Origin of the sequence: Streptococcus suis, from assembly GCF_902702775.1 — a bacterium.
GTDB lineage: Bacteria > Bacillota > Bacilli > Lactobacillales > Streptococcaceae > Streptococcus > Streptococcus hashimotonensis.
In genome coordinates this window covers 507,812-529,836 of the sequence record NZ_LR738724.1, presented here as the reverse complement: position 1 = coordinate 529,836, position 22,025 = coordinate 507,812, and the positions used below count along the sequence as shown (strand labels likewise).

Genomic DNA, 22,025 nt, shown 5'->3' with positions numbered 1-22,025 from the left:
TAGTCCTATGAAAAAACTATTTTATCAACTCATCAATAACGAAGTTATTCTCTATTTGATTGCAGGTGTTGCAGCAACTCTTGTTTATATGATTACCCGTATGGGACTCTTTCTGTTCATCCCATCCATTCTGCTAGTAACTCTTTTAGCCAATGCAGTAGCTATCCTCTTTGCCTTTTGGACAAATGATCGCTTTGTATTTAAGCAAGTAAGGGAAGGCTGGTTCCAACGCCTCATCAAATTCACTACCGCTCGAATTGTCACTCTTGTTTTGGATATGGCTTTAGCCTATATACTCGTAGCTGCCTATCCACAATTGATTGGACAATTTGTACATAACAACATCAACCTGGTCAATGCCATTGCGACACTTTTCTCGCAAGTCTTAGTTATTGTCCTAAACTACGTTTTAAGTAAATTATTTGTATTTAAAGATAAGAAATGAGGTTGGGCAAAAAGACCAACCTCATTTCTCAGAGTTCGTGTCAACATCTCAGCGCAGTGGTTGATTGGCAGATTTGTTCGCGTTTCACACTCCAAATCTGACCATTACGACTGTTGCGAACAAAGTTCGCTTCATCTCCAACCACCAAAGGTTCCCCGAACCTTTGGAGCTATGCGGGGGTGGGAATGAAACAGTCTGGGAATAGACTGTTTCAGCTCAACAACTAGAAATAAAGACTTGTTGACGAACTCATTTTTGAAAATAGAGTTCTTTCTCACTCCCATTCTTTATCTATCGCTGTAAATCTTGCCTTGAGCCTATTCAAGATAGAAACAATATCCCCATCTCTGGCATGAAACTCTTCTACCTGCATACTTTGAACCGTAGCATTAATCATTGCACCAACGATGAGTACCTGAGCCATAAAAATGAACCAAAGCATAAAAACAAGAAAGACGACAGCTGTTACTATTCTAAAATCCAGCAACTTATTGGCATAATTATCAACATAAATCGAAAATAACTTTCCAATAGAAGTCATCGTCAATAGAACAAACAAGGTTCCTGGAAAAACATATCGAACTTTTTTTATCCGAACATTTGGCAAAAAGAAATAAAGCATAACCAAGGCGGCAAACAGAGCCATTAAACCTACTAACTGTGTTTGACTAAGAAGTCCCTTCAGCCAGGCGTCTTCAATAGGAACCAGCTTATTAATATAAGAAAAAACTGCCTGCCCGAAAGTCAAAAGCGTAATACTTAAGAGGATAATTACCTGCAGACCAATTCCTAAAAATATGCCAATCAAGTGCCCAATAATAAAATCACGGTGTTCATTGATGCCATAGGCCTTATTAAAGGCCTTCTGCAAAATGGTCATACTACGTGACAGGGTCCAAAGAGTGGTCAGAATTGAAATCCCTAACCATGATGACGACGGCTTTGTTAATACAGAAGTGATAAAAGATGAAACCGAAGGATAGAGCTTGTCTGGCACAAATTCAGCTACAACCGATAAAATCATATCCACATCAAATGGATAATATGGCAGTAAATTCGCAAGAGTTAGAAGAATAGGGAAAATAGAAATTAACAAATAGTAAGCTACTGCAACACTTGTTACATCGCTATCAGCAGAACGATAAAAAGAAAAGAAGGTTGAGCAGAATGTTTTCAAACCTTCAACTATTCTGGTTTTCTTCATTCTCTCCTCCTTCCTCATTCATCTATTATTCACGACCACACCGAGAATTAATAGGTCCCTTCTTCACCTTGACTGGTCAAAATAACCGGTCCATCTTTTGTGATGACAAATTGGTGTTCGTATTGACAAGACAAGCCACCATCAAGTGTTTTGTGAGCCCAGCCAGTCTTCATATCCGTATCGATTTCCCAAGTCCCTGTGTTAATCATAGGCTCGATAGTCAAAACCATGCCTTCACGCAAGCGAAGACCACGACCTTTAGTTCCATAATGAGGAACCATCGGCTCTTCGTGGAAGGTTGGTCCAACGCCGTGCCCTACCAAGTCACGAACAACACCGTAGCCAAGACCTTCTGCATATTCTTGAATGGCTGCACCAATATCACCGATACGATTACCAACAACGGCTTGCTCGATACCGCGATACAAACATTCCTTAGTCACGTCCATCAAGTTTTGAACTTCCTCAGAGACCTGACCAACCGCATAAGCCCAGCAGGAATCCGCACAACCACCACGATAGGTCTGGGTGATTTTCTTCATAGCCTTGACATCATTAAAGTTGAGCTTAGAAACATCAACTACTGCTTTATCCAAAGGCTCGCTCAAAACCATATCGACCTTCAGTAAATCACCTTCTTTAAGTTTGTAATGACGCGGAAAGGCATGAGCGACCTCGTCATTCAATCCACAACAAGTCGCATAAGGATAATCCATCAATTCTCCATCAACACCAATTTGGAGTGGCAAAACATTCTTTTCCTTACACGTTTTACGGACATATTCCTCTACTTCCCACATGTCCACGCCTGGCTTGATAATCTCTCGCAAACCAATATGAATACCAGCCAGAACATCTCCAGCACGGTTCATTGCATCAATTTCTCGTTGTGATTTAATGGTAATCATTCATTCTCCTCATACATTTCTAAACTAAAGTCAGCCCTCTTCAAGCTAAATTTTAGATAATTTCTTGTTTTATGGCTATAGCGGTCACTTCCGCGATACTGCGCAACCTGTACCAAACCAGCTTTTTTCGCCACCATCTGACTGGCCACATTTTCCTCATGGGTGACAATAACCAGCTCCCTCAGACCAAACTCATAAAAAGCTAGATAGACTAAAGTCCTCACTGCTTCCGTCATTAAGCCTCTTCTCCAGTAGTCTTTTTTTAGGAAATAGCTGAGCTCCGCAGAAAGTTGACGTTCATCTACCTTTTCAAAGCAAAGCGCACCAATCATCCTCTCCGAATACTTATCAACTAAGGCCCAGTTTCCCAATGGTGAACGCATAAATTTTTCAACCATTGTCGAAAAAGCAATATTTCTGTCCTCCAAAGCCGGAAAGATAAAAGGAAGATTTTCGGGATTTGATACAATTTCATAGAAACTTTCTCCATCTTCAAAAGAAAATGGTCGTAAATACAAACGGTCCGTTTCAAAGTAAGCAAACTTCGCTAGTCTTGTCCAAAGTGTCATAGTGTACCCAAGGGGCTGAGAATTACTCCCAGCCCCAGATTTTTTTGTTTTTAAATCGTTTACGTTTTGAGAAAGTAGTTCTCAATTAGACTCTCTAATCCTCAATCAATTGAATATCTGCACCCAATTCTGTCAGTTTATCAATAATATTTGAGTAACCACGTAGAATAAACTCAATATTTGTAATTTCTGTACGCCCTTGAGCCATTAAACCAGCGATAACCATTGCGGCTCCCGCACGCAAATCGGTAGCTTTAACAGATGTACCAGTCAGTTGATTTGGACCTTCAAAGGCAATATGGTTGTTACGAGTAGAGATTTTTGCTCCAAGATTAGCAAGCTCCTGCACATGACCAACACGTTTTTCATAAATCGTATCAACAATCGTACCAGTCCCTTCTGCCTTAAGCAATAAAGGTGTAATGGGTTGCTGCAAGTCTGTCGCAAAACCTGGATAAGGTGAAGTTTTCACACTTACCGCCTTCAATTTCTCTTGCTTTTCAACAAAAATACTATCTTCAGAAATGGTCATGCGAACACCCATTTCTTCCAACTTAGCGATGTAACTCTCTAAGTGTTCATAAAGGACATTATCGATACGAATACCTTCACCAACAGCAGCAGCAAGGGCAATATAAGTCCCTGCTTCAATACGGTCTGGAATCACTTGATGACGTGTTCCTTTTAGACTGTCTACGCCTTCAATGGTGATAATATCTGTACCCGCACCACGGATACGTGCCCCCATATTATTAAGCAAAGTTGCCACATCGATAATTTCAGGTTCACGCGCCGCATTTTCAATAACTGTACGGCCTTCTGCTTTGACAGCTGCTAAGATAGTATTAATTGTCGCACCGACGCTGACAACATCCATAAAGATATGTGCCCCTTGAATACGCTGACCATTAGTTGCCAAGCGCATATAGTCACCTTCATAGGTTGTCTCAGCTCCCATTGCCGCGAATGCTTTCAAGTGCAAATCAATCGGACGCGGTCCCAAATCACAACCACCTGGCAAGCCAACAACAGCTTGACCAAAGCGACCAAGGAGGGAACCGTAAAAATAGTAGGATGCACGCAAGCTATTAATTTTGCCAAATGGCATAGGCATGTCTTTTACACCACGAGGGTCAATCTCCAAGGTTTCACCATCACGCTTGACCGCCGCGCCCATTGTTTCCATAATATCAACTAAGCTATCTACATCCGAGATTGCAGGTACTCCGTCCAGAGTAACAATCCCATCTGCAAGAATAATGGCCGGAATAAGAGCAACAACTGAGTTTTTTGCACCACTAACGGTAACCGACCCTTTCAGTGTTTTTCCACCATTAATTACAATTTTTCTCATACTAACATTCACTTTCTTAATTTGCCTAAAAAGGCATACGTTTCATTCTATCATAAAGTCTTAGAAAAAGCTAGTTATATAGCAGGCAAAAGGACCGAGCCAATGAACTCAGTCCTTCATATTTATATACTATTAGTGAATCTCTCTTCATCATTTATGAAAAATTCTCTGAATTTGCTCCCTTGCATCCACGAGATACAACTCCACCTCTTCTCTCGTTAAATAAGGTACTCGCCCATAGAAGATATGGTCAATAACTTGAGCACCGTTGCTGTTGAAAAGCCATTCTGAGGTCAGGATTTTCATCGCTTGATCAATCGGTGTCAGACTTCCATCTGCATTTTGTGGCTGCCCTGTTGGCGTAAAGAAAATAGCTTTCTTAGTGGAAAATAATTTACGTGGTTCATCAGATTCAAAACTATAAGCAAAGCCATGTTGAAATACACGGTCTACGTAACCTTTCATAATAGCAGGTATTCCATTCCACCAACTCGGAAATATATAGACTAGTAAGTCGCTTTCGGCAATCAAATCCATTTCAACTTGAACATCTGCTGGAAAAACAGTTGCCTGACGTACAAATTTACCATCCTCAATATAAATGGTATCTTCTCCACGTAACACGGGATCGAATCCTATTTCGTATAAATCTCGTATGACGACTTCTGCTCCATTTTCCAGCAGAGCTTCTGCCACTCTATCAACCAAAGCATGTGTAAAACTTTCTTTTCTAGGATGTGCAAAGACAATTAACGCTTTCACAAACTTCTCACTAAATGGACAACTATTTCATTACAAAACAGCAGTTTTCAAGGCTTCCACCTTGTCCAATTTCTCCCATGGGAGATCAATATCGGTACGTCCCATGTGTCCATAGGCTGCGGTTTGTTTATAAATCGGACGTTTGAGGTCCAGCATTTGAATAATTCCTGCAGGACGCAAGTCGAAAATCTGACGAACAGCTGCTTCTAATTTGCTTTCCGCTACTGTGCTCGTACCAAAGGTATCGATGCGAACTGAAACTGGGTGAGCAACACCGATAGCGTAAGCCAATTGAACTTCCGCCTTTTTAGCCAAACCAGCTGCGACGATATTTTTTGCGATGTAGCGTGCCGCATAAGATGCAGAACGGTCCACTTTGGTCGCATCCTTACCAGAGAAGGCACCGCCACCATGACGAGAATAACCACCATAGGTATCAACGATAATCTTACGACCTGTCAAACCAGAGTCCCCTTGAGGTCCACCAATAACAAAGCGACCAGTTGGGTTGATAAAGTAGTTGGTTTGATCATCCAAATATTGAGCTGGAATGATTTCCTTAATGACACGCTCAATGACATCCTGACGAATTTGTTCCTGGCTAACTTCTGGATCATGCTGGGTCGAAATAACGACAGTATCCACACGAACAGGTTGATTGTCTTCATCGTATTCAACTGTTACCTGTGACTTAGCATCTGGACGGAGATAAGCAATTTCACCAGATTTTCTCAACTCGGCCAAGCGACGCACCAATTTGTGGCTAAGTGAAATTGGCAACGGCATGAGTTCAGGCGTTTCATCAACCGCAAAACCAAACATGAGCCCCTGGTCACCTGCACCAATCAAATCCAATGGATCTTGACTAGCATCTTGACGAGTTTCCAATGCTTCATTGACGCCTTGGGCAATATCTGGCGATTGCTCTACAAGTGACGGATGAACCCCAACCGACTCAGCTGAAAAACCATACTCACCTTTTGTATAGCCAATCTCCGCAATCGTATCACGTACCACACGGTTAATATCCACATAGGCAGTGGTTGAAATCTCTCCAAAGACATGAACACTACCTGTATAAACAGCCGTCTCTGCCGCTACGTGCGCATCTGGATCCTCTGCTAAAATAGCGTCCAAAATGGCATCTGAAATCTGGTCTGCAATCTTATCCGGATGACCCTCCGAAACAGATTCAGACGTAAACAACTTACGTTCTGACATAAAAATGTCCCCCTTAAAATAGAATATATGCTAGAAACCTAGCGGGTTACTAAGGTTACAAAGAACTAGTCAAAGACTAGTTCTTTGCGAAAGACTCCTGTCTTGAGCAAAGGGAAATCCTATTTGCGAAAGACTTCTGTCTTGAACAAAGGGAAAATTTCCAGATACATAACGAGAAAGACAATACCAGACTGTATGAAATCAGCCTTATTTAAAGAAAATGGTGACTGAAGTGTAGTAAAGTTTTTACGCTTACTATTCGATGTTACCAGCTTCTTTAATTGTGTTTCAAGTGTTTCTGCAAATATTAACTAGTCTATAAACTACCTTTTCGGGACTTAATAACGTTTCTAGTATAGCATAGATTGACCGACTATCCTAGCATTTTCTTAAAAATAAAGAGGGTTGTTCTATACAACCACTCTTCTACAGAATCATTAGATAAATTCGGCATCTGCAATTGCCTGTTTAACCACCTCTAGAGGCAAATGAACCAACTCACAGCCCTTTTCTTTATACAAGTACTGAGCATAGTCATCCATGCGGTATTGATTGATATAGACAACCCGCTTACAACCAACCTGTAACAATTGCTTGGAGCAGTTGAGACATGGGAAATGGGTCACATAGGCAGTAAAACCTTTTGGAATTCCCCGCTCCGCTCCTTGTAAAATGGCATTGACTTCCGCATGCAGAGTTCTAGCGCAATGATCATCAATCATAAGGCATTCCTGATCCAAACAATGTTCGGTTCCTGAAACAGAACCATTGTAGCCTGTTGCGATAACCTTATTGTCCTTAACCAAAACCGCACCGACCTTGGCTCTCTTACAGGTTGCCCGATTGGCAATCAAAAGCGCCTGAGCCGCAAAATACTCATCCCAAGCTAAACGATTTGTTGACATGATTTCTCCTTTCTCCACTCAATCCACCATCCCATAAATCTCTGCCAAGTCCTGGGCTGTGACAATACCAACAAGATCCTCTGGCGAATGAAGCTTCCCACTCGCCTGACGACTGACTAGGAGGGTTGTGCGCTTACGCCCCTCAAAATGATTAATTACCTGATAAAGATGGGCTGTTATTGGCAGAATAATTACCTGAATACTATCTTCCTCACAAGCTAGTACATCTTCAAGACTAGCCTCCACCAATTTTTCACGTATAGAGCCCGTTTCCTTGCTTGCCTTGGCCAACCAATTTGTCAATCCCTTGTCAGAAACCAGGCCTTGATAAACCTTGTCAGAAAAAATAGGAAACTTAGAAAAATGCTCTTGCTCCACAATTTCTAAAGCCTTTATCAATTTGTCCTTGGCTTCAAAAATAACCGGCTTAATTTTCTGGGTCTTTTGCAAATAGTCAGCAATGGTAACCGGTTCTTGGTACTGGGCTATCACTTTTTCCAAAACAGTGATTAATTCCTGCGAAGGTTGGGCTACTTCCTTCAAACCTGTTCGTTTCTCATGAACCATGAGATTGCGGAGCTGTCTGGCCACATAGAGTTTATCCCAGTTCGCCTCAACGGGATTATGTCGCGTCAATTCCTTTGCCTTGGTCAACATAGAGCCTACATCTGCATATCCCCCATCCGCAACACCGCACACCTTGCGCAAGACCTTATCCAAGTCATTGAATAACTCTAAAAAACGGGTTTCATTCATCTTTAATCTACCATTGCTGATTTCAAATAGGCATCTACCATCCGCTCAGTCGCAACTACAGAATCCAAATGCGTCCGTTCATAGGAATGGCTGGACTCGATTCCAGCACCAAGCAGTGCATGCTTAACATCTGCACCTGCTCGCATAGCTGCCGAAGCATCGGAACCATAGTAAGGATAAATATCCAGCTTGTAAGGAATTCCATCTCTTTCAGCCAAGGCTATCAAGTGCTGACGGAGTTCATAATGGTAGGGACCTGAGCCGTCCTTGACACAGATAGAAACCGTGTACTCATCCGTCTGCTGGTCATCTCCCATCGCCCCCATATCGACTGCCAAATATTCAACCACCTGAGCAGGAATGCTGGAGTTAGCACCGTAGCCGATTTCTTCATTGTTTGAAAAATAGAAATGTGTCGTATAAGGCAAGGTCGCTCCCTCTTCCTTATAGACTTTCAAAAGATGAAGCAAGATAGCTGCGGATACCTTATCATCCAAGTGACGACTCTTGATAAAGCCAGTTTCAGTCACAACAGTCCGAGGATCAAATGATATAAAATCTCCGACTTCAATACCCAAGGCCCGCGTCTCGTCCGCATTGGTCACTTTTTCGTCCAAACGAATTTCCATATTGGTCTGATTGCGCTCAGCGGTACTGGCATCTCGGTAGACATGGACAGAGGTCTGGTGCATGAGAATGGTGCCTGTGAAGGTCTTACCATTCTTGGAACAATGAATCAAGCAGTTTTCTCCCTCAATAGAAGGGTATCCAAATCCTCCCACCAAATCCATTTTGAGTCGGCCATCTGGCTTCACTGCACGCACCATGGCCCCCAATGTGTCCAGGTGAGCAGTTACCATGCGGTGTTCCTGGTCATTTTCCCCCGGAACTGTCACCAAAACACCACCTTTAGCGGTCTTACTAGCAGCATAGCCTAAACTTTCAACCTCTGCCTTGATGTAATTCATAATATCCGTCGTAAAACCAGTTGGCGACGGAGTGTTGGTCAATGTAACAATGTAATCAAGTGTCTTCATGAAAACCTCCTTATTTGAAACTATTATATCACGTTTTAGGTAAATTTTTTGCTATAATGAAGGTATGAAAACCTATCAGAAAATATATCTCCTTCTAAAAGAGAGAGAGGATTATGTCAGCGGAGAAGATTTGGCCCAGGAATTGGGGATTTCTCGGACTTCCATTTGGAAAGCCATTCGCCAGTTAGAAACGCATGGTTTAACTATTGAGGCTGCCCGTAATCGTGGCTATAGATTAGCCGAAGGCGATTTACTCCTACCCGAATTAATCTCTCAGGAGCTTCAACTACCTGTCCATCTGAATATGGATAGCGACTCCACCCAGCTAGATGCCAAGCAAGGTATTGAAGCAGGTCATTCTAGTCCTGCCTTATATCTAGCTCCCTATCAGAATAAAGCCAAGGGACGATTTGGGAGACCCTTTTATGCCTCCAAGTCAGGTGGCATTTATATGTCGCTTCGTCTCTCTCCCAATGTTCCATTTCTAGAATTTAAGCCCTACACCATACTGGCCGCTGCCGCTGTTGTGAAGGCCATTCAATCTCTTTGCGACTTGGACGTCCAAATCAAGTGGGTCAATGACATCTATCTCGGACACAAAAAGGTCGCTGGCATCCTCACTGAGGCTATCTCTTCTATGGAAAACCAACGGGTAACCGATGTCATTATCGGTGTCGGCATCAATGTCCGCATAGACGATTTCCCTAAGGAATTACAACAATCAGCAGGAAATCTTTTCGAGGAACAACCACCATTTACCCGCAACCAACTCATTACTGCCATCTGGAAAGCCTTCTTAGAAACCGATGAGAAGGAACTAATTGCCCTTTACAAAGAAAAATCACTTGTCGTTGGCCAACAAGTGAGCTTTGTAGAAAATCAAGTTGAATTTAAGGGTACTGCCATCGCTGTTACTGATACAGGAAATCTGGTTATCCAGTTAGATAACGGCAAAGCAAAAATTATCTCCAGCGGAGAAATCAGCCTTACTTCTTGGTCTGCTTCTCCACCAAACGAATAAATTTAGTCACCTTGTAAGCAAAATGAAGATTCCGATAGGCGATAAAGGCGTAGATACCTGCAATCAAGAAATCTCCTGTCAAAATCGATGCATTCATAAAATAAACAGCTAAAATAGTTGTAATGGCTAAAAAAAGAAATTGTGGAAGTTTCATAAAATAGATTATACCAAAAATTCAGTCAACTGGCTGAATTTTTATATGCTTTCTTGATAGGTTTCGATTCTTTTCTAAACAAGAAAACACCAACTAATCAGTCAGTGTTTCTTAAGGAGATATGAAAAATATTTAGGATTGAATATAGTATAAAATATCTATCAAAACTATTCATCAGTCTTAGGACTGATATTTTTTAATCATTCAAAATCTCTACTGAGTCCGCTAGAAAGCCAAATTCTTCTGGGACTGGACTGGCTTCTTTTTCGATTTCTTGCGTTTTTTGCCCTTTTGCCTTAGCCGAAAATTCAGCACGAATGCTGACCCAATCTTCCTGAGCAATGGCTAAAATCTGTGGCGAAAAACCTGCGGCCTTGCTGAGAATATTTCCAAACATGGTATTGAGATTGTCACGCTTCATAGTCTGTTCAGCATTAAGTGGAGAATCAAAGGCTAGAATCGCATGATTTTCATTTGCAGCGACTGGTTGAGAACCAACAAGCAAGGCACGATCTGCTCCTGATAAACTCTCAATAATTTCTCCCCAAGCATTCTGCAAGCGAGTCAAATTTTCACGCGCCAAGGTTGGATTTTCCATAGCTTCCTGCAAAATAGCATGAACCTTGCTGGTATCCAATCGGTACTTCTTCGGAGCCTGCGGCTTGCGTGAAACTGGCTTAACAGCACTTGGTTGACTAGATAATTGACCTAGTTGTTTCTGTAAATCCGCAACTTGTTGTTGCAGACTGGCTAGTTGCCCCAGTAAATCAGCTGGCAGCTCTGCCATTGCCCCCGAAGGAGAACTATCTTCAGCCAAACGAATGGTCATCATTTCAGCGTAAATCTTCGGTTGAGGACTGGACTTGATGTCCGCCAAACCCCTGGTCACCGTCTCAATCATGGTAAAAATCCGTGCCTGCTCAAGAGCTAGATTTTCTGAAAAACCTGTTGTTAAATGCGTATCCTCACCACCCGTCTGCACGATAAGGACATCTCTCAAATAGTGCAAAAGATCTGTCGCAAAACGGCTCATACTCTTTCCTTGGTCAAACAAGGTTTGTAGATGCTGGAGAGCTGTGACACTATCCCCTTGACGCAGACTTGCCACATAGTCATCCAAGGCACGCAAGCTGATAGAACCCGTAATTTCCTCAGCAATTTCCAAGGTCACTTGCTGGTCCTGACTAAGGCTGAGAGCCTGATCCAAAATAGATAGGGCATCCCGCATCCCCCCTTCTGCCCGACGCGCAATGATCGTCAGAGCCCGCTCGTCAAAGATTAGCCCTTCCTTGGTCAAAATTGCAGCCAAGTGCTCCTGAATGTCCGTCACCTTGATGGACTTAAATTCAAATCGTTGCACCCTTGACAGAATGGTAGCAGGAATCTTATGCAATTCCGTCGTTGCTAGAATAAAGACTACATTTTCAGTCGGTTCTTCCAAGGTCTTCAAGAGGGCGTTGAAGGCACCAGTAGACAGCATGTGGACCTCGTCGATGATATAGACCTTATAGGTCGCAAGACTAGGTGCATAGGTCGACTTATCACGAATATCACGAATTTCATCCACACCATTGTTGGAAGCAGCATCAATCTCAATCACATCTTCCAAGCTACCTTCCGTAATAGCCTGACAGATATAGCAATCGTTACAAGGCTCGCCTCCAACCTGATTAGGACAATTCATGGCCTTGGCAAAAATCTTAGCTGCCGATGTCTTACCCGTACCACGAGGACCTGAAAAGAGGTAGGCATGGCTAATTTTCCCCTGTTCAATGGCCTGTTTGAGTGTGGTCGCAACCACCTCCTGCCCCACCATCTCCTCAAAGGTCTGGCTTCGGTACTTCCTATATAAAGCTTGGTACATTAGCGTTTTTCTCCAAACATAGCAAAATTCCAGTCCGTCTTCTCAACCAAGAGAGCAACGAACTTTTCTAGATAGTCTTGGTCAATCGTATCATAATCAGCAACCAATCTCGAATCCAAGTCCAAAACGCCCAGCAACTGGTCGTTTTTCACCATTGGCACAACGATTTCCGAAAGAGCTGTCGCATCGCAGGAAATATAGTTATCATGTAGACGAACATCGTCTACGAGAATAGTCTGGCGCTTAGCTGCAGCCTCACCGCAGACACCCTTTCCAAGTGCAATATGAACACAGGAAACGCCACCCTGAAAAGGCCCCAAAATCAATTCTTGACCATCATATAAGTAAAATCCTGTAAAGACAGAGTTTGGTAGAGCTTGATTGAGCAAAGCAGAAGCATTTGATAGATTGGCTAAAGCATTGGTTTCACCATCAAGAAGAGCTTCCAATTGAGCCAATAATAGTTGATAATTTGAAATTTTTTCTTGTTTTGTCATAGGAACATTATAGCATAGTTAAGCCGACTTTTATAGTCCGAGCGATAAAGAAAAAGGCTTGCGCCTATTTCCACATCCAGTACATAATCACTGCATCAATCAATACCCCTATAGCCCAGTCTAGTTGAAAATACTTTTTCTGTGTCTTATGCCGAAAATGGGTTCCACCTGCCCAGGCACCCAGCCCGCCACCAAAATAGGACATGAGTAATAAGGTCTTTTCTGAAATCCGATAGGCGTTCTTTCTTGCCTTTCCTTTATCCATACCATAGGTAATGAAGACAACTAAATTCCAAACTACTAGCGCCATACTAACCATCTGTTTGATTGACATACATTCCTCCAATTAAGTCACATTTCTTCTTACTCTAACATAATCCAAAACAGGACACAAGGAAAAACGATTCGGAAATCCGAATCGTTACATTTCTGCCAGTGTATCCTCTAACCATTTGAGCTGGGCACGGTTGCGTTCAATAGCCCGTGTCAAAATCAAATAGTGTCCATAATTGTCTTGGATACTTTCCTTGGTTGAGAACAGCTCAACTTTACGACTGTCTAGGTGTTTTAAGTGCTTGGTGACTAGTTCAATTTGACTCTGCAACAAACCAGGAATCCGTGGGTCATCCTTTTCACGGATAAAAAACATCTTGATTGAAAACAAGTCTTTTTGCTGAGGCGTTTCTTCATTTGGAATGGATAGCCATTCGTCTAAAATCTGACGACCAGTAGCCGTCATCGCATACTGCTTTTCCTTTTCATTTCCAGGTACTGCATGACAAGTAATCAATTCTTCCTTGGTCATACGTTTTAATTCTGGATAGACTTGGCTATGGGCAACCTGCCAAAATTCGCCTAAATCACGTTGAACATAGTCGGTAATCTGTTTGCCAGTTACCATCTGACCGCTAGCACCCATAATCCCTAATATGATATGAGGTAATATTCTTTGCTTGGGCATCTTAACCACGCTCTCTTAATATACTCTCCACCTTGGTGTTAATCAAGTCGATGGCTACAACGTTGCTGACGCCTTCAGGAATGACGATATCTGCATAGCGCTTAGTTGGCTCGATAAACTGGTGATACATTGGTTTCACCACCGAGGTGTACTGCTCAATGATACTATCTAAGCTACGGCCACGCTCTTCCATGTCTCTCTTAATGCGGCGAATGATACGAATATCGTCATCAGTATCGACGAATATCTTAATATCCATTAAATCCCGCAACCGTTTGTCTTCCAATACTAAAATACCTTCCACAATAAATACATCTTGTGGTTCCTGACGATAGGTCTTCTCTGAACGTGTGTGCTGAGTGTAATCATAAATCGGAATATCCACTGAACGTCCTGCTAATAGCTCACTGATATGGTAAATCATCAAATCCGTATCAAAAGCCAGTGGATGGTCATAATTGGTCAGTATCCGTTCTTCAAAGGTCAGGTGGGACTGATTCTTATAATAAGAATCATGTTCAATCATAGATATACGAGCATTTGGGAAATTATCCAGAATGGCACGTGACACACTTGTCTTGCCACCCCCAGATCCGCCGGTTACGCCAATAATAATGGGTTTCTGAGTCATCATCATCTCCTTCTATTTTCAATACTATTTTACCATGAAACATGGTATAATGAAAAGGATAACACAAAAGAAATGAGAATTTATGCTTAATTTTGGTATTGTTGGCACCTCAGACATCTCTCATCGTTTTATAGAGGCGGCCCATTTAAGTGGACATTATCAGCTACAGGCTGTTTTCTCCCGTAAACTAGAAACTGCTGCTGCCTTTTCAGAGCAGTATGAAGGAGTCGATTTATACACAGAATGGGTAAAATTTCTTTCTGCTCCCATTGATGTTGTCTATATTGCCAGTCCAAATGCCCTGCACTTTGAACAGGCAAAAGCTGTTCTAGCTGCTGGTAAACATGCTATTGTTGAGAAACCCATGGTTTCTACACCTCAGGAATTAGGACAATTGCGTCGCGTTGCCCAAGAAAATAATGTTTTCCTCTTTGAGGCTGCTCGAAACTATCACGAACAAGCTCACACCATTATCCGTGAATTTTTGACGGGTAAAACGATTTTGGGTGGTTCATTTGGGTATGCCAAGTATTCTTCTAAGATGCCTGAATTGTTAGGTGGGCAAATGCCAAATATCTTTTCAACTGATTTTTCCGGTGGTGCTCTCATGGATCTAGGTGTCTATACGCTCTACGCCGCTATCGGTATTTTGGGAACTCCCATCACGGCCCGCTATGTAGCACAACAGCTACCTTCTAGTATTGACTTAAATGGTTCGGGACAACTCATTTATGACAACTATATCGTCCACATTCAGGCAGGAAAAAATATTACGAGCAATCTAGCAAGCGAAATCTATACAAATGATGGAACACTAACACTCAACGCATGTCAGCATATCAGCTCTGCTATTTTCACAAAACATGACGGAGAGCAAATTGTTTTACCAATCCAAGCGGCCCAGCACCCTATGCTCGAAGAAGCGCTAGAAATTGCACAGGCAATCAAGCAACAAAACCGCGAGCTTGTGGACCAGTGGTTGGCTGTAGCAGAAAGCGTCCATCAAACACTTTACACCATGCGTCAAGACGCAGGAATAATCTTTAAGGCGGATAACAATGAAATCTAAATTTCCCTCCAGCTGGACGAACCAGCTTACCCTACTTGGCTTTGAGGACTTTACTCCTATCCAAGTCCAGGCCTTTGAGCCTATTGCAAACGGCAAGTCCCTTCTAGCTATCAGCCCAACAGGCACAGGAAAAACCCTTGCCTACCTCTGGCCTAGCCTATTAGCCCTAACTCCTAAAAAAGCCCAACAATTGCTCATCCTCGCACCAAATACAGAGCTGGCTGGCCAAATATTTGATGTTTGTAAGACTTGGTCGGAGACAATTGGGTTGACTGCTCAACTATTCTTATCTGGTTCCAGTCAAAAACGCCAGATTGAGCGACTAAAAAAAGGACCAGAAATCCTGATTGGAACACCTGGTCGTATTTTCGAGTTGATTAAATTGAAAAAAATCAAGATGATGAATATTAACACCATCATCCTAGATGAATTTGATCAGCTATTCTCCGATTCTCAATATCAGTTTGTCGAAAAGATTATCAACTACGTACCTCGTGACCACCAGTTAATCTACATGAGTGCAACAGCTAAATTTGACCGTCAAAAAATTGCTGAAGACATTGAAAGCATTGATTTATCTGAGCAGAAATTAGATAATATCCAGCATTGCTATATGATGGTAGATAAGCGTGAACGTTTGGAAACTCTACGTAAGTTTGCCAATATCCCTGATTTTCGTGCTCTTGCATTTTTTAACAGCCTATCAGACCTTGGTGCAAGCGAAGATAAACTACTCTATAATGGAGTGAATGCAGTTTCATTGGCTTCGGATGTCAACGTAAAATTCCGCAAGGTCATCATCGAACGTTTCAAAAATCACGAACTCAATCTTCTACTTGCTACAGATATGGTCGCACGTGGTATCGATATTGATAACTTAGAATGTGTCCTCAACTTTGAAGTTCCTTTTGACCAAGAAGCCTACACTCATCGTTCCGGACGTACTGGACGCATGGGAAAGGAGGGACTTGTCATCACCCTAGTATCTAGTCCTAGCGAACTAAAACAATTGAAAAAGTATGCCTCCGTCCAAGAAGTCATTCTCAAGAATCAAGAGCTCTACAAAATATAATGAACAATATACAAAAGGCTTAGAACCAGTGTTTCTACTAACATGATTCTAAGCCTTTTATCATTCTTACTGGGCTGGACCAGATAATTCTTGTGAATAATAGATTAATTGAGGATTGAGAGGACTGGCGAGTAAGTCTGTTACAGTAACCATATTGTAGCCCTCACCTGTTAAGTATTGCAATACAGACTCGAGGCTATCAACTGTTGACTGATGAATATCATGCATTAGGATAATACTTCCTGGGCAAGTCTGTTCTTTTATTTCTTTCAAAATGGCTTGGGGATTGCGACTCTTCCAATCTTTAGAATCGACAGACCAATAAATCGATGGAAGTCCCATCTGATTGACAACAGCCTGGTTAACCGAACCATACGGAGGACGAACCATTGTTGGTACAATACCTGTAGCTTCAGCAATAGCTGCCTGTGTATCTTGAATTTCTCTCTGTACTTGCTCCCCAGAAATAGTGACTAGATTAGGATGATTCCACGTATGGTTGGCGATGACGTGTCCTTCTGCTACCATTCTACGGAGAATAGCTTCATTCCCGGCTACAGCCTTACCAACAACAAAGAAAGTAGCTTTGGCATTATATTTTTTCAGTAAATCTAAAACTACCGGTGTCGTGTTCGGATTTGGTCCATCATCAAAGGTTAGAGCTACCTGTCTCAAATGTTTCTTATCCACAACTTGTGCAGCCATATACTCATCATAGCCAACCTTATCAGCATCTACTAGGTAATCACTCTTCACTACTGGGTACAAATCTGAAATTGGTAGAAGCAACTGGTTGATGCCGTAACCATCTGGTAATTGTAAGGTTAATTGGCTGTCTCCATAACTAAAGGAGATAGCATTTAAGTCTAGTGTTTCAAACTTTTTGACAATCGCTTCTACATCAGTCTCTTCCATTCCTTGAGCAAGTAAGGCTTCTCTTAGATGATCAACAATAATACTTGCTGCAGAGGATAAATTAGGTAATAAATCTTCCAGGGTAAACAATTCATTGTCCTGCGTCAACAACACACGCTCAGACGGAAGTTTATCCTGCTTTTTAATTTGCAAGTTGTCTACTTTATAGTGCTCCGCTTGAATTTCACGAGCTGTTACATTTTTAAAATTCGTTTTTCCCTCTATTGACGAAACAAAGACCAGTTTTTGAATTTTTCCTGCTGGTTTTTTATGACCAAAGCGTCTTTGAACATAAGAAATCATTCGACTTTCTACAGGTCCTAAGACTTGACCTGCATCATCTGTAGGTAAGGCAGCCACAACATGGGTCGTATCAATATTCCCCTCTTGAATTTTGCCCTTGCCTTTAGCGAGGATAGTTTGTTGTTTTTCCTCGATAAACTGACTAACTTGTCTTTCTTGAAGTCCTGCAAATAACCAAAAAGCCAAACTTACCATCATGCCGAGCAAGGCGATGTTGATTCCCAACCAAAAACTAACTTTTTTCATCTCCAACCTCCCATTCAAAACATATATAAACTATGCTAAATCATTTAAAGGCTCTTGTCAAGACAGTTCTATAAAAACTCATAAAAAGATTAGGTAATACTCTTCGAAAATCAAAATTATCCGTTGTCAAGAGCCTTGATGAGTGAAAAGCTCCAGTGGAGGTTTTCAGCCTGTTACCTTGAAATAAGAAAGTAACAGAGTTCTATCTTCGGCTTCGTTTCCTAGGCTACTTTTGATTTTCATTGAGTATAAATAATTGATTTACTTCCTAATGCCCTCCCTTCTGCCATTTTCTGATTTTTTTCTGAAAAGAAAAAAAGACTGCCTAGGCAATCTTTTCTAAATTAATCTGCACGAATGACTTCCACACGGTAGCCATCTGGATCTGTCACAAAATAATAACGACCTGGACTTCCTGGCAAGCCTTTTATATCTGTCGTTGGATAGCCCAATGCTTTGTGTTTCGCATTGTCCCCTTCTAAGTCATCCGAAGAAAGAGCTAGATGCGAGAAGCCATCCCCTACGATATAGGGACCATGATCATAATTGTAGGTCAATTCAATCTCAAAGTCATCCCCTTCAAGTGCTAAGTAAACCAAAGTAAACTTGTGCTCTGGATAGTCCTTGCGACGGGTTTCCTTAAATCCAAATGCTTCTTCATAAAATTTTTGAGATGCTTCTAAGTTCTCAACACGCAAACATGCATGTAGCATTTTTTTACTTGCCATAATAAACTCCTCCTACCTTTTAATACCACCAGTATACCATACTCTCTATGAAAAGTCCGATATTCAAAACTAAAAAAGCCTGAGCGAACTCAGGCCTTAAATGAATTATGCTTCCAAGTAGTACTCTTTCACAATGTTCAAGTTTTCATCCAATTCGAATACAAGTGGTGGGAAGTTTGGAATTTCCACATCCATGATTTCGTCATCAGACAATTGTTTGATGTGTTTTACAAGGGCACGGATTGAGTTACCGTGTGCACCTACGAATACGTTTTTACCGTCTTTCAATGCTGGAGCAATTTTATCTTCCCAGAATGGAAGGGCACGCTCAAGCGTTACTTTCAAGTTTTCTGCATCTGGAATAACTGAATCATCAAGGTGTGCATAGCGACGGTCAGTGTGTGCTGAATGCTCATGATCTTTAGCCATTTCTGGTGGCAAAGTATCATAAGAACGACGCCAGATGTGAACTTGCTCATCACCAAATTCAGCAGCTGCTTCAGCTTTGTTCAAGCCAGTCAAACCACCGTAGTGACGTTCGTTCAAACGCCATGATTTTTCAACTGGTACCCACAATTGATCTGCAGCTTCAAGAGCCAAGTTTGTAGTCTTGATAGCACGTTTCAATACAGATGTGAAAGCAAGGTCAAATTCGATACCTGCTTCTTTGATCAATTTACCTGCATCGATTGCTTGTTGTGTACCTTTTTCAGACAAATCAACATCAGCCCAACCAGTGAAAAGGTTAGCTTTGTTCCATTCAGACTCACCATGGCGAGCAAAAACCAATTTTACCATTTATGGATTCTCCTTTAAATTTTGAGGTTCCCCTCTTATACTTCTCTATTTTACACGAAAAGGTAAAAAAATGCCAGCCTTTCCACAATCTGTGTACGCTTTCATTACTCTTTCATGTAAATTCAGTCTCTAGACCTATCTTTCTTCTTAGAAAAAAGACAAAATAATGGTATAATAGTAAGGCTGAACACGACAGTTCAAAACGATACCACTATAGGAGTTATCATGAAAAAAGTAGCTATCGTGTCTGCCTATCGTTCTGCCATCGGCAGTTTCGGAGGTAGTCTGAAAGATATTGAAATCGCTGATTTAGGGGCGCAAGTCCTCGAAACAGCCTTAGCTAATAAAAACATCCCTGCAGACAGCGTTGATGAAGTTATCTTCGGAAATGTTCTCTCAGCAGGACAAGGACAAAATATTGCACGTCAAATTGCTATTCGTGCAGGCATTCCTCAGACAACCTCTGCCTATGCAGTCAATAAAGTCTGTGGTTCTGGTCTCAAATCAGTCCTTCTTGCCACACAATCAATCCTTCTCGGTGACAATGATGTAGTTGTGGCTGGAGGCATTGAAATCATGAGCCAGGCACCTTATCTATCCAAAACTAGCCGGTTTGGTAGTAAATTAGGGCATATTAGTCTGGAAGATTCCATGTTAACAGATGGATTGACAGATGCCTTCAACGACTATCACATGGGCATTACTGCAGAAAATGTTGCTGAACGCTATCAAGTCAGTCGCGCAGAGCAAGATGCTTTTGCATACAGTAGCCAAGAGAAGGCTGCAAAAGCTATTGCTGAGGGAAGATTTGTTGACGAAATTGTTCCTATTAGACTAAAAAATCGGAAAGGCGAAACTATTTTTGCCACAGATGAGTATCCTCGTCTGACGCCAATTGAAAAATTGGCAACACTCCGTCCAGCTTTCAAAAAAGATGGAACCGTCACCGCAGCCAATGCTTCTGGCATCAACGACGGCTGTGCTGTCTTGGTACTCATGTCTGATGAAAAAGCCAGTGAGCTAAATATCCAGCCACTCGCCTATATTGAGGCCTATGCAACAAGCGGTTTAGATCCTGCCTATATGGGGTTAGGTCCTATAACAGCTAGTCAAAAAGCCCTTGAAAAAATCGGCAAATCCGTCGAAGATATTGACTTATTTGAACTCAACGAAGCTTTCGCAGCCCAATCAATTCCAGTTGTCAAACAACTCAGCATTAATCCTGCAAAAGTCAATGTCAATGGTGGTGCTATCGCCCTTGGACATCCAATCGGAGCTAGTGGTAGTCGAATCCTAGTCACTCTGATTCACGAATTAATCAAGCAAGAAAAAGAGCTTGGTCTTTGCTCACTTTGTATCGGAGGCGGTCAAGGCATCTCCCTAATCGTTTCCAATGCGCAAACAAGTTAACCTATCATTTGTACACAAAGGATATATTATGAACATCGGTATTGATAAAATCGGATTTGCGGCACCCGATTATGTTTTAGATTTGGCTGATTTAGCCCAAGCCCGCAATGTGGACCCAAATAAATTTAAGATTGGTCTTCTTCAGTCTGAAATGGCTGTAGCTCCTATCACTCAAGATATTATCAGTCTTGGTGCAAGGGCTGCCGAAGCTATTTTGACAGAAGAAGATAAACAAACCATTGACATGGTTATTGTCGGTACAGAATCTAGCGTAGATCAAAGTAAGGCAGCTGCCGTCACCATTCATGGATTACTCGGTATTCAGCCCTTCGCTCGCTCCATCGAGATGAAGGAGGCCTGTTACGGTGCAACCGCTGGACTAAGTCTTGCCAAAAGCCATATCGCTCAATTCCCAGAATCAAAAGTCCTAGTCATTGCTAGTGATATTGCAAAATATGGAGTCGCTTCTGGCGGTGAACCTACCCAAGGTGCTGGGGCAGTTGCCATGTTGGTAACCGCAAACCCACGAATTTTGGTCCTCAACAATGATAATGTCTGCCAGACACGTGACATCTACGACTTCTGGCGTCCTAACTACGACAAATATCCACGTGTTGATGGTAAATTTTCAACTGAACAGTACACCGATTGCTTGACGACAACTTTCGGCTACTATCAACAAAAAACAGGCAAAACCCTCAACGATTTTGCTGCCATGTGCTTACACATTCCTTTCTCCAAGCAAGGTCTTAAAGGATTGCAGGCTATCACTCAGGACGAAGAAACATTGGAACGTTTGACAGAGCGTTTCCAAGAAGCAATCGTCTATAATAAGGTTGTCGGCAACATCTACACTGGCTCTATCTTCCTCTCCCTCCTTTCCCTTTTGGAAAATAGCAGAGCTTTAGAGACAGGGGATCAAATCCTCTTTTATAGCTATGGTAGCGGCGCTGTCTGTGAAATTTTCAGCGGTCAACTCGTTGAAGGTTATCGCGACCACTTACAAGAAAATCGTTTAGAACAACTCAATCAGCGTACAAAACTCAGCGTTAAGGAATACGAACAAGTCTTCTTTGAAGAAATTCCCCTTGATGAAACTGGTTCATCCCTTGACCTACCAGAAGACCAAACTCCCTTTGCCCTTATCAAAGTGGACAATCACAAACGTATCTATCGTAAATAGTAGCCAAAACGG

General features: G+C 42.0%; 24 protein-coding genes. 6 read left to right on the top strand and 18 right to left on the bottom strand.

Annotated features, from left to right (window positions below):
- Positions 1-7: 7 nt before the first annotated feature.
- Positions 8-445, top strand: a complete 438-nt coding sequence (locus tag GPW69_RS02715) for a GtrA family protein (RefSeq protein WP_024384996.1) — start codon at positions 8-10, stop codon at positions 443-445.
- A 274-nt stretch (positions 446-719) separates the two neighbouring features.
- Here GPW69_RS02715 and GPW69_RS02705 read toward each other — a convergent pair whose 3' ends face one another.
- The 9 genes from GPW69_RS02705 to GPW69_RS02665 form a co-directional block, all read right to left on the bottom strand.
- Positions 720-1,649: a YihY/virulence factor BrkB family protein gene (locus tag GPW69_RS02705; protein WP_074391538.1), complete on the bottom strand. Its 930-nt coding sequence runs from the start codon at positions 1,647-1,649 to the stop codon at positions 720-722.
- Positions 1,650-1,696: 47 nt separating this feature from the next.
- Positions 1,697-2,557, bottom strand: coding sequence for a methionyl aminopeptidase (locus GPW69_RS02700; protein WP_002936813.1), 861 nt, complete (start codon positions 2,555-2,557; stop codon positions 1,697-1,699).
- Entirely contained in the window at positions 2,554-3,126 is a 573-nt protein-coding gene (locus GPW69_RS02695) for a GNAT family N-acetyltransferase (RefSeq protein WP_074391539.1), read from the bottom strand. The genes GPW69_RS02700 and GPW69_RS02695 overlap by 4 nt, the downstream gene beginning before the upstream one ends.
- Positions 3,127-3,220: 94 nt before the next feature.
- On the bottom strand, positions 3,221-4,480 hold the full coding sequence (locus GPW69_RS02690; RefSeq protein ID WP_074391540.1) for a UDP-N-acetylglucosamine 1-carboxyvinyltransferase: 1,260 nt from the start codon (positions 4,478-4,480) through the stop codon (positions 3,221-3,223).
- 150 nt (positions 4,481-4,630) lie between these two features.
- Positions 4,631-5,242: an NAD(P)H-dependent oxidoreductase gene (locus GPW69_RS02685; protein WP_156697651.1), complete on the bottom strand. Its 612-nt coding sequence runs from the start codon at positions 5,240-5,242 to the stop codon at positions 4,631-4,633.
- Between the two features lie 30 nt (positions 5,243-5,272).
- Positions 5,273-6,463, bottom strand: coding sequence for a methionine adenosyltransferase (gene metK / locus GPW69_RS02680; RefSeq protein ID WP_024385002.1), 1,191 nt, complete (start codon positions 6,461-6,463; stop codon positions 5,273-5,275).
- Positions 6,464-6,900: 437 nt separating this feature from the next.
- The gene (locus tag GPW69_RS02675) at positions 6,901-7,368 is read right to left on the bottom strand and encodes a deoxycytidylate deaminase (protein ID WP_074391542.1); all 468 of its coding nucleotides are present in this window, start codon (positions 7,366-7,368) and stop codon (positions 6,901-6,903) included.
- Positions 7,369-7,386: 18 nt separating this feature from the next.
- On the bottom strand, positions 7,387-8,124 hold the full coding sequence (locus GPW69_RS02670) for a hypothetical protein (RefSeq protein ID WP_171841467.1): 738 nt from the start codon (positions 8,122-8,124) through the stop codon (positions 7,387-7,389).
- Between the two features lie 2 nt (positions 8,125-8,126).
- Positions 8,127-9,161, bottom strand: coding sequence for a M42 family metallopeptidase (locus GPW69_RS02665; protein ID WP_074391543.1), 1,035 nt, complete (start codon positions 9,159-9,161; stop codon positions 8,127-8,129).
- A 64-nt stretch (positions 9,162-9,225) separates the two neighbouring features.
- Here GPW69_RS02665 and birA point away from each other — a divergent pair, with 64 nt between their 5' ends.
- On the top strand, positions 9,226-10,182 hold the full coding sequence (gene birA, locus GPW69_RS02660; protein WP_044693680.1) for a bifunctional biotin--[acetyl-CoA-carboxylase] ligase/biotin operon repressor BirA: 957 nt from the start codon (positions 9,226-9,228) through the stop codon (positions 10,180-10,182).
- Here birA and GPW69_RS02655 read toward each other — a convergent pair.
- The 6 genes from GPW69_RS02655 to udk form a co-directional block, all read right to left on the bottom strand.
- Complete coding sequence (locus GPW69_RS02655; RefSeq protein ID WP_002936839.1) at positions 10,148-10,336, bottom strand: DUF3272 domain-containing protein; 189 nt, start codon at positions 10,334-10,336, stop codon at positions 10,148-10,150. The two genes, birA and GPW69_RS02655, sit on opposite strands and share 35 nt — an antisense overlap.
- Before the next feature lie 196 nt (positions 10,337-10,532).
- The gene (gene dnaX / locus GPW69_RS02650; protein ID WP_074391544.1) at positions 10,533-12,200 is read right to left on the bottom strand and encodes a DNA polymerase III subunit gamma/tau; all 1,668 of its coding nucleotides are present in this window, start codon (positions 12,198-12,200) and stop codon (positions 10,533-10,535) included.
- Positions 12,200-12,697 carry a GAF domain-containing protein gene (locus tag GPW69_RS02645; protein WP_044758508.1) on the bottom strand — a complete coding sequence of 166 codons (498 nt, stop codon included), beginning with the start codon at positions 12,695-12,697 and terminating at the stop codon, positions 12,200-12,202. Before GPW69_RS02645 ends, dnaX begins: the two co-directional genes overlap by 1 nt.
- Positions 12,698-12,761: 64 nt before the next feature.
- A complete protein-coding gene (locus GPW69_RS02640) occupies positions 12,762-13,031 on the bottom strand; it encodes a DUF1294 domain-containing protein (RefSeq protein ID WP_074391545.1) in 270 nt (89 codons plus the stop codon).
- 87 nt (positions 13,032-13,118) lie between these two features.
- Positions 13,119-13,658: a PadR family transcriptional regulator gene (locus GPW69_RS02635; RefSeq protein ID WP_024400271.1), complete on the bottom strand. Its 540-nt coding sequence runs from the start codon at positions 13,656-13,658 to the stop codon at positions 13,119-13,121.
- 1 nt (position 13,659) lies between these two features.
- Positions 13,660-14,289: a uridine kinase gene (udk, locus tag GPW69_RS02630; RefSeq protein WP_002936217.1), complete on the bottom strand. Its 630-nt coding sequence runs from the start codon at positions 14,287-14,289 to the stop codon at positions 13,660-13,662.
- An 82-nt stretch (positions 14,290-14,371) separates the two neighbouring features.
- Between udk and GPW69_RS02625 the strand changes: the two genes are divergently transcribed.
- Positions 14,372-15,358 carry a Gfo/Idh/MocA family protein gene (locus GPW69_RS02625; protein ID WP_074391546.1) on the top strand — a complete coding sequence of 329 codons (987 nt, stop codon included), beginning with the start codon at positions 14,372-14,374 and terminating at the stop codon, positions 15,356-15,358.
- Positions 15,348-16,430 (top strand): DEAD/DEAH box helicase, encoded by a 1,083-nt coding sequence (locus GPW69_RS02620; RefSeq protein WP_074391547.1) that lies wholly within the window; start codon positions 15,348-15,350, stop codon positions 16,428-16,430. Before GPW69_RS02625 ends, GPW69_RS02620 begins: the two co-directional genes overlap by 11 nt.
- A gap of 66 nt (positions 16,431-16,496) precedes the next feature.
- Here the strand turns inward: GPW69_RS02620 and GPW69_RS02615 are convergent, their stop codons facing one another.
- From GPW69_RS02615 to GPW69_RS02600, 3 genes are all read right to left on the bottom strand, one after another.
- Positions 16,497-17,894 (bottom strand): polysaccharide deacetylase family protein, encoded by a 1,398-nt coding sequence (locus GPW69_RS02615; RefSeq protein ID WP_074391548.1) that lies wholly within the window; start codon positions 17,892-17,894, stop codon positions 16,497-16,499.
- A 344-nt stretch (positions 17,895-18,238) separates the two neighbouring features.
- Positions 18,239-18,622 carry a lactoylglutathione lyase gene (gloA, locus tag GPW69_RS02605; RefSeq protein ID WP_024385011.1) on the bottom strand — a complete coding sequence of 128 codons (384 nt, stop codon included), beginning with the start codon at positions 18,620-18,622 and terminating at the stop codon, positions 18,239-18,241.
- 105 nt (positions 18,623-18,727) lie between these two features.
- Entirely contained in the window at positions 18,728-19,420 is a 693-nt protein-coding gene (locus tag GPW69_RS02600) for a phosphoglycerate mutase (RefSeq protein WP_002936226.1), read from the bottom strand.
- 225 nt (positions 19,421-19,645) lie between these two features.
- On the opposite strand from GPW69_RS02600, the gene GPW69_RS02595 reads away from it, so the two are divergent.
- Together GPW69_RS02595 and GPW69_RS02590 are read left to right on the top strand one after the other, a co-directional pair.
- The gene (locus tag GPW69_RS02595) at positions 19,646-20,830 is read left to right on the top strand and encodes an acetyl-CoA C-acetyltransferase (protein ID WP_074391549.1); all 1,185 of its coding nucleotides are present in this window, start codon (positions 19,646-19,648) and stop codon (positions 20,828-20,830) included.
- A gap of 28 nt (positions 20,831-20,858) precedes the next feature.
- Positions 20,859-22,013 (top strand): hydroxymethylglutaryl-CoA synthase, encoded by a 1,155-nt coding sequence (locus tag GPW69_RS02590; RefSeq protein WP_074391550.1) that lies wholly within the window; start codon positions 20,859-20,861, stop codon positions 22,011-22,013.
- Positions 22,014-22,025 lie beyond the last annotated feature (12 nt).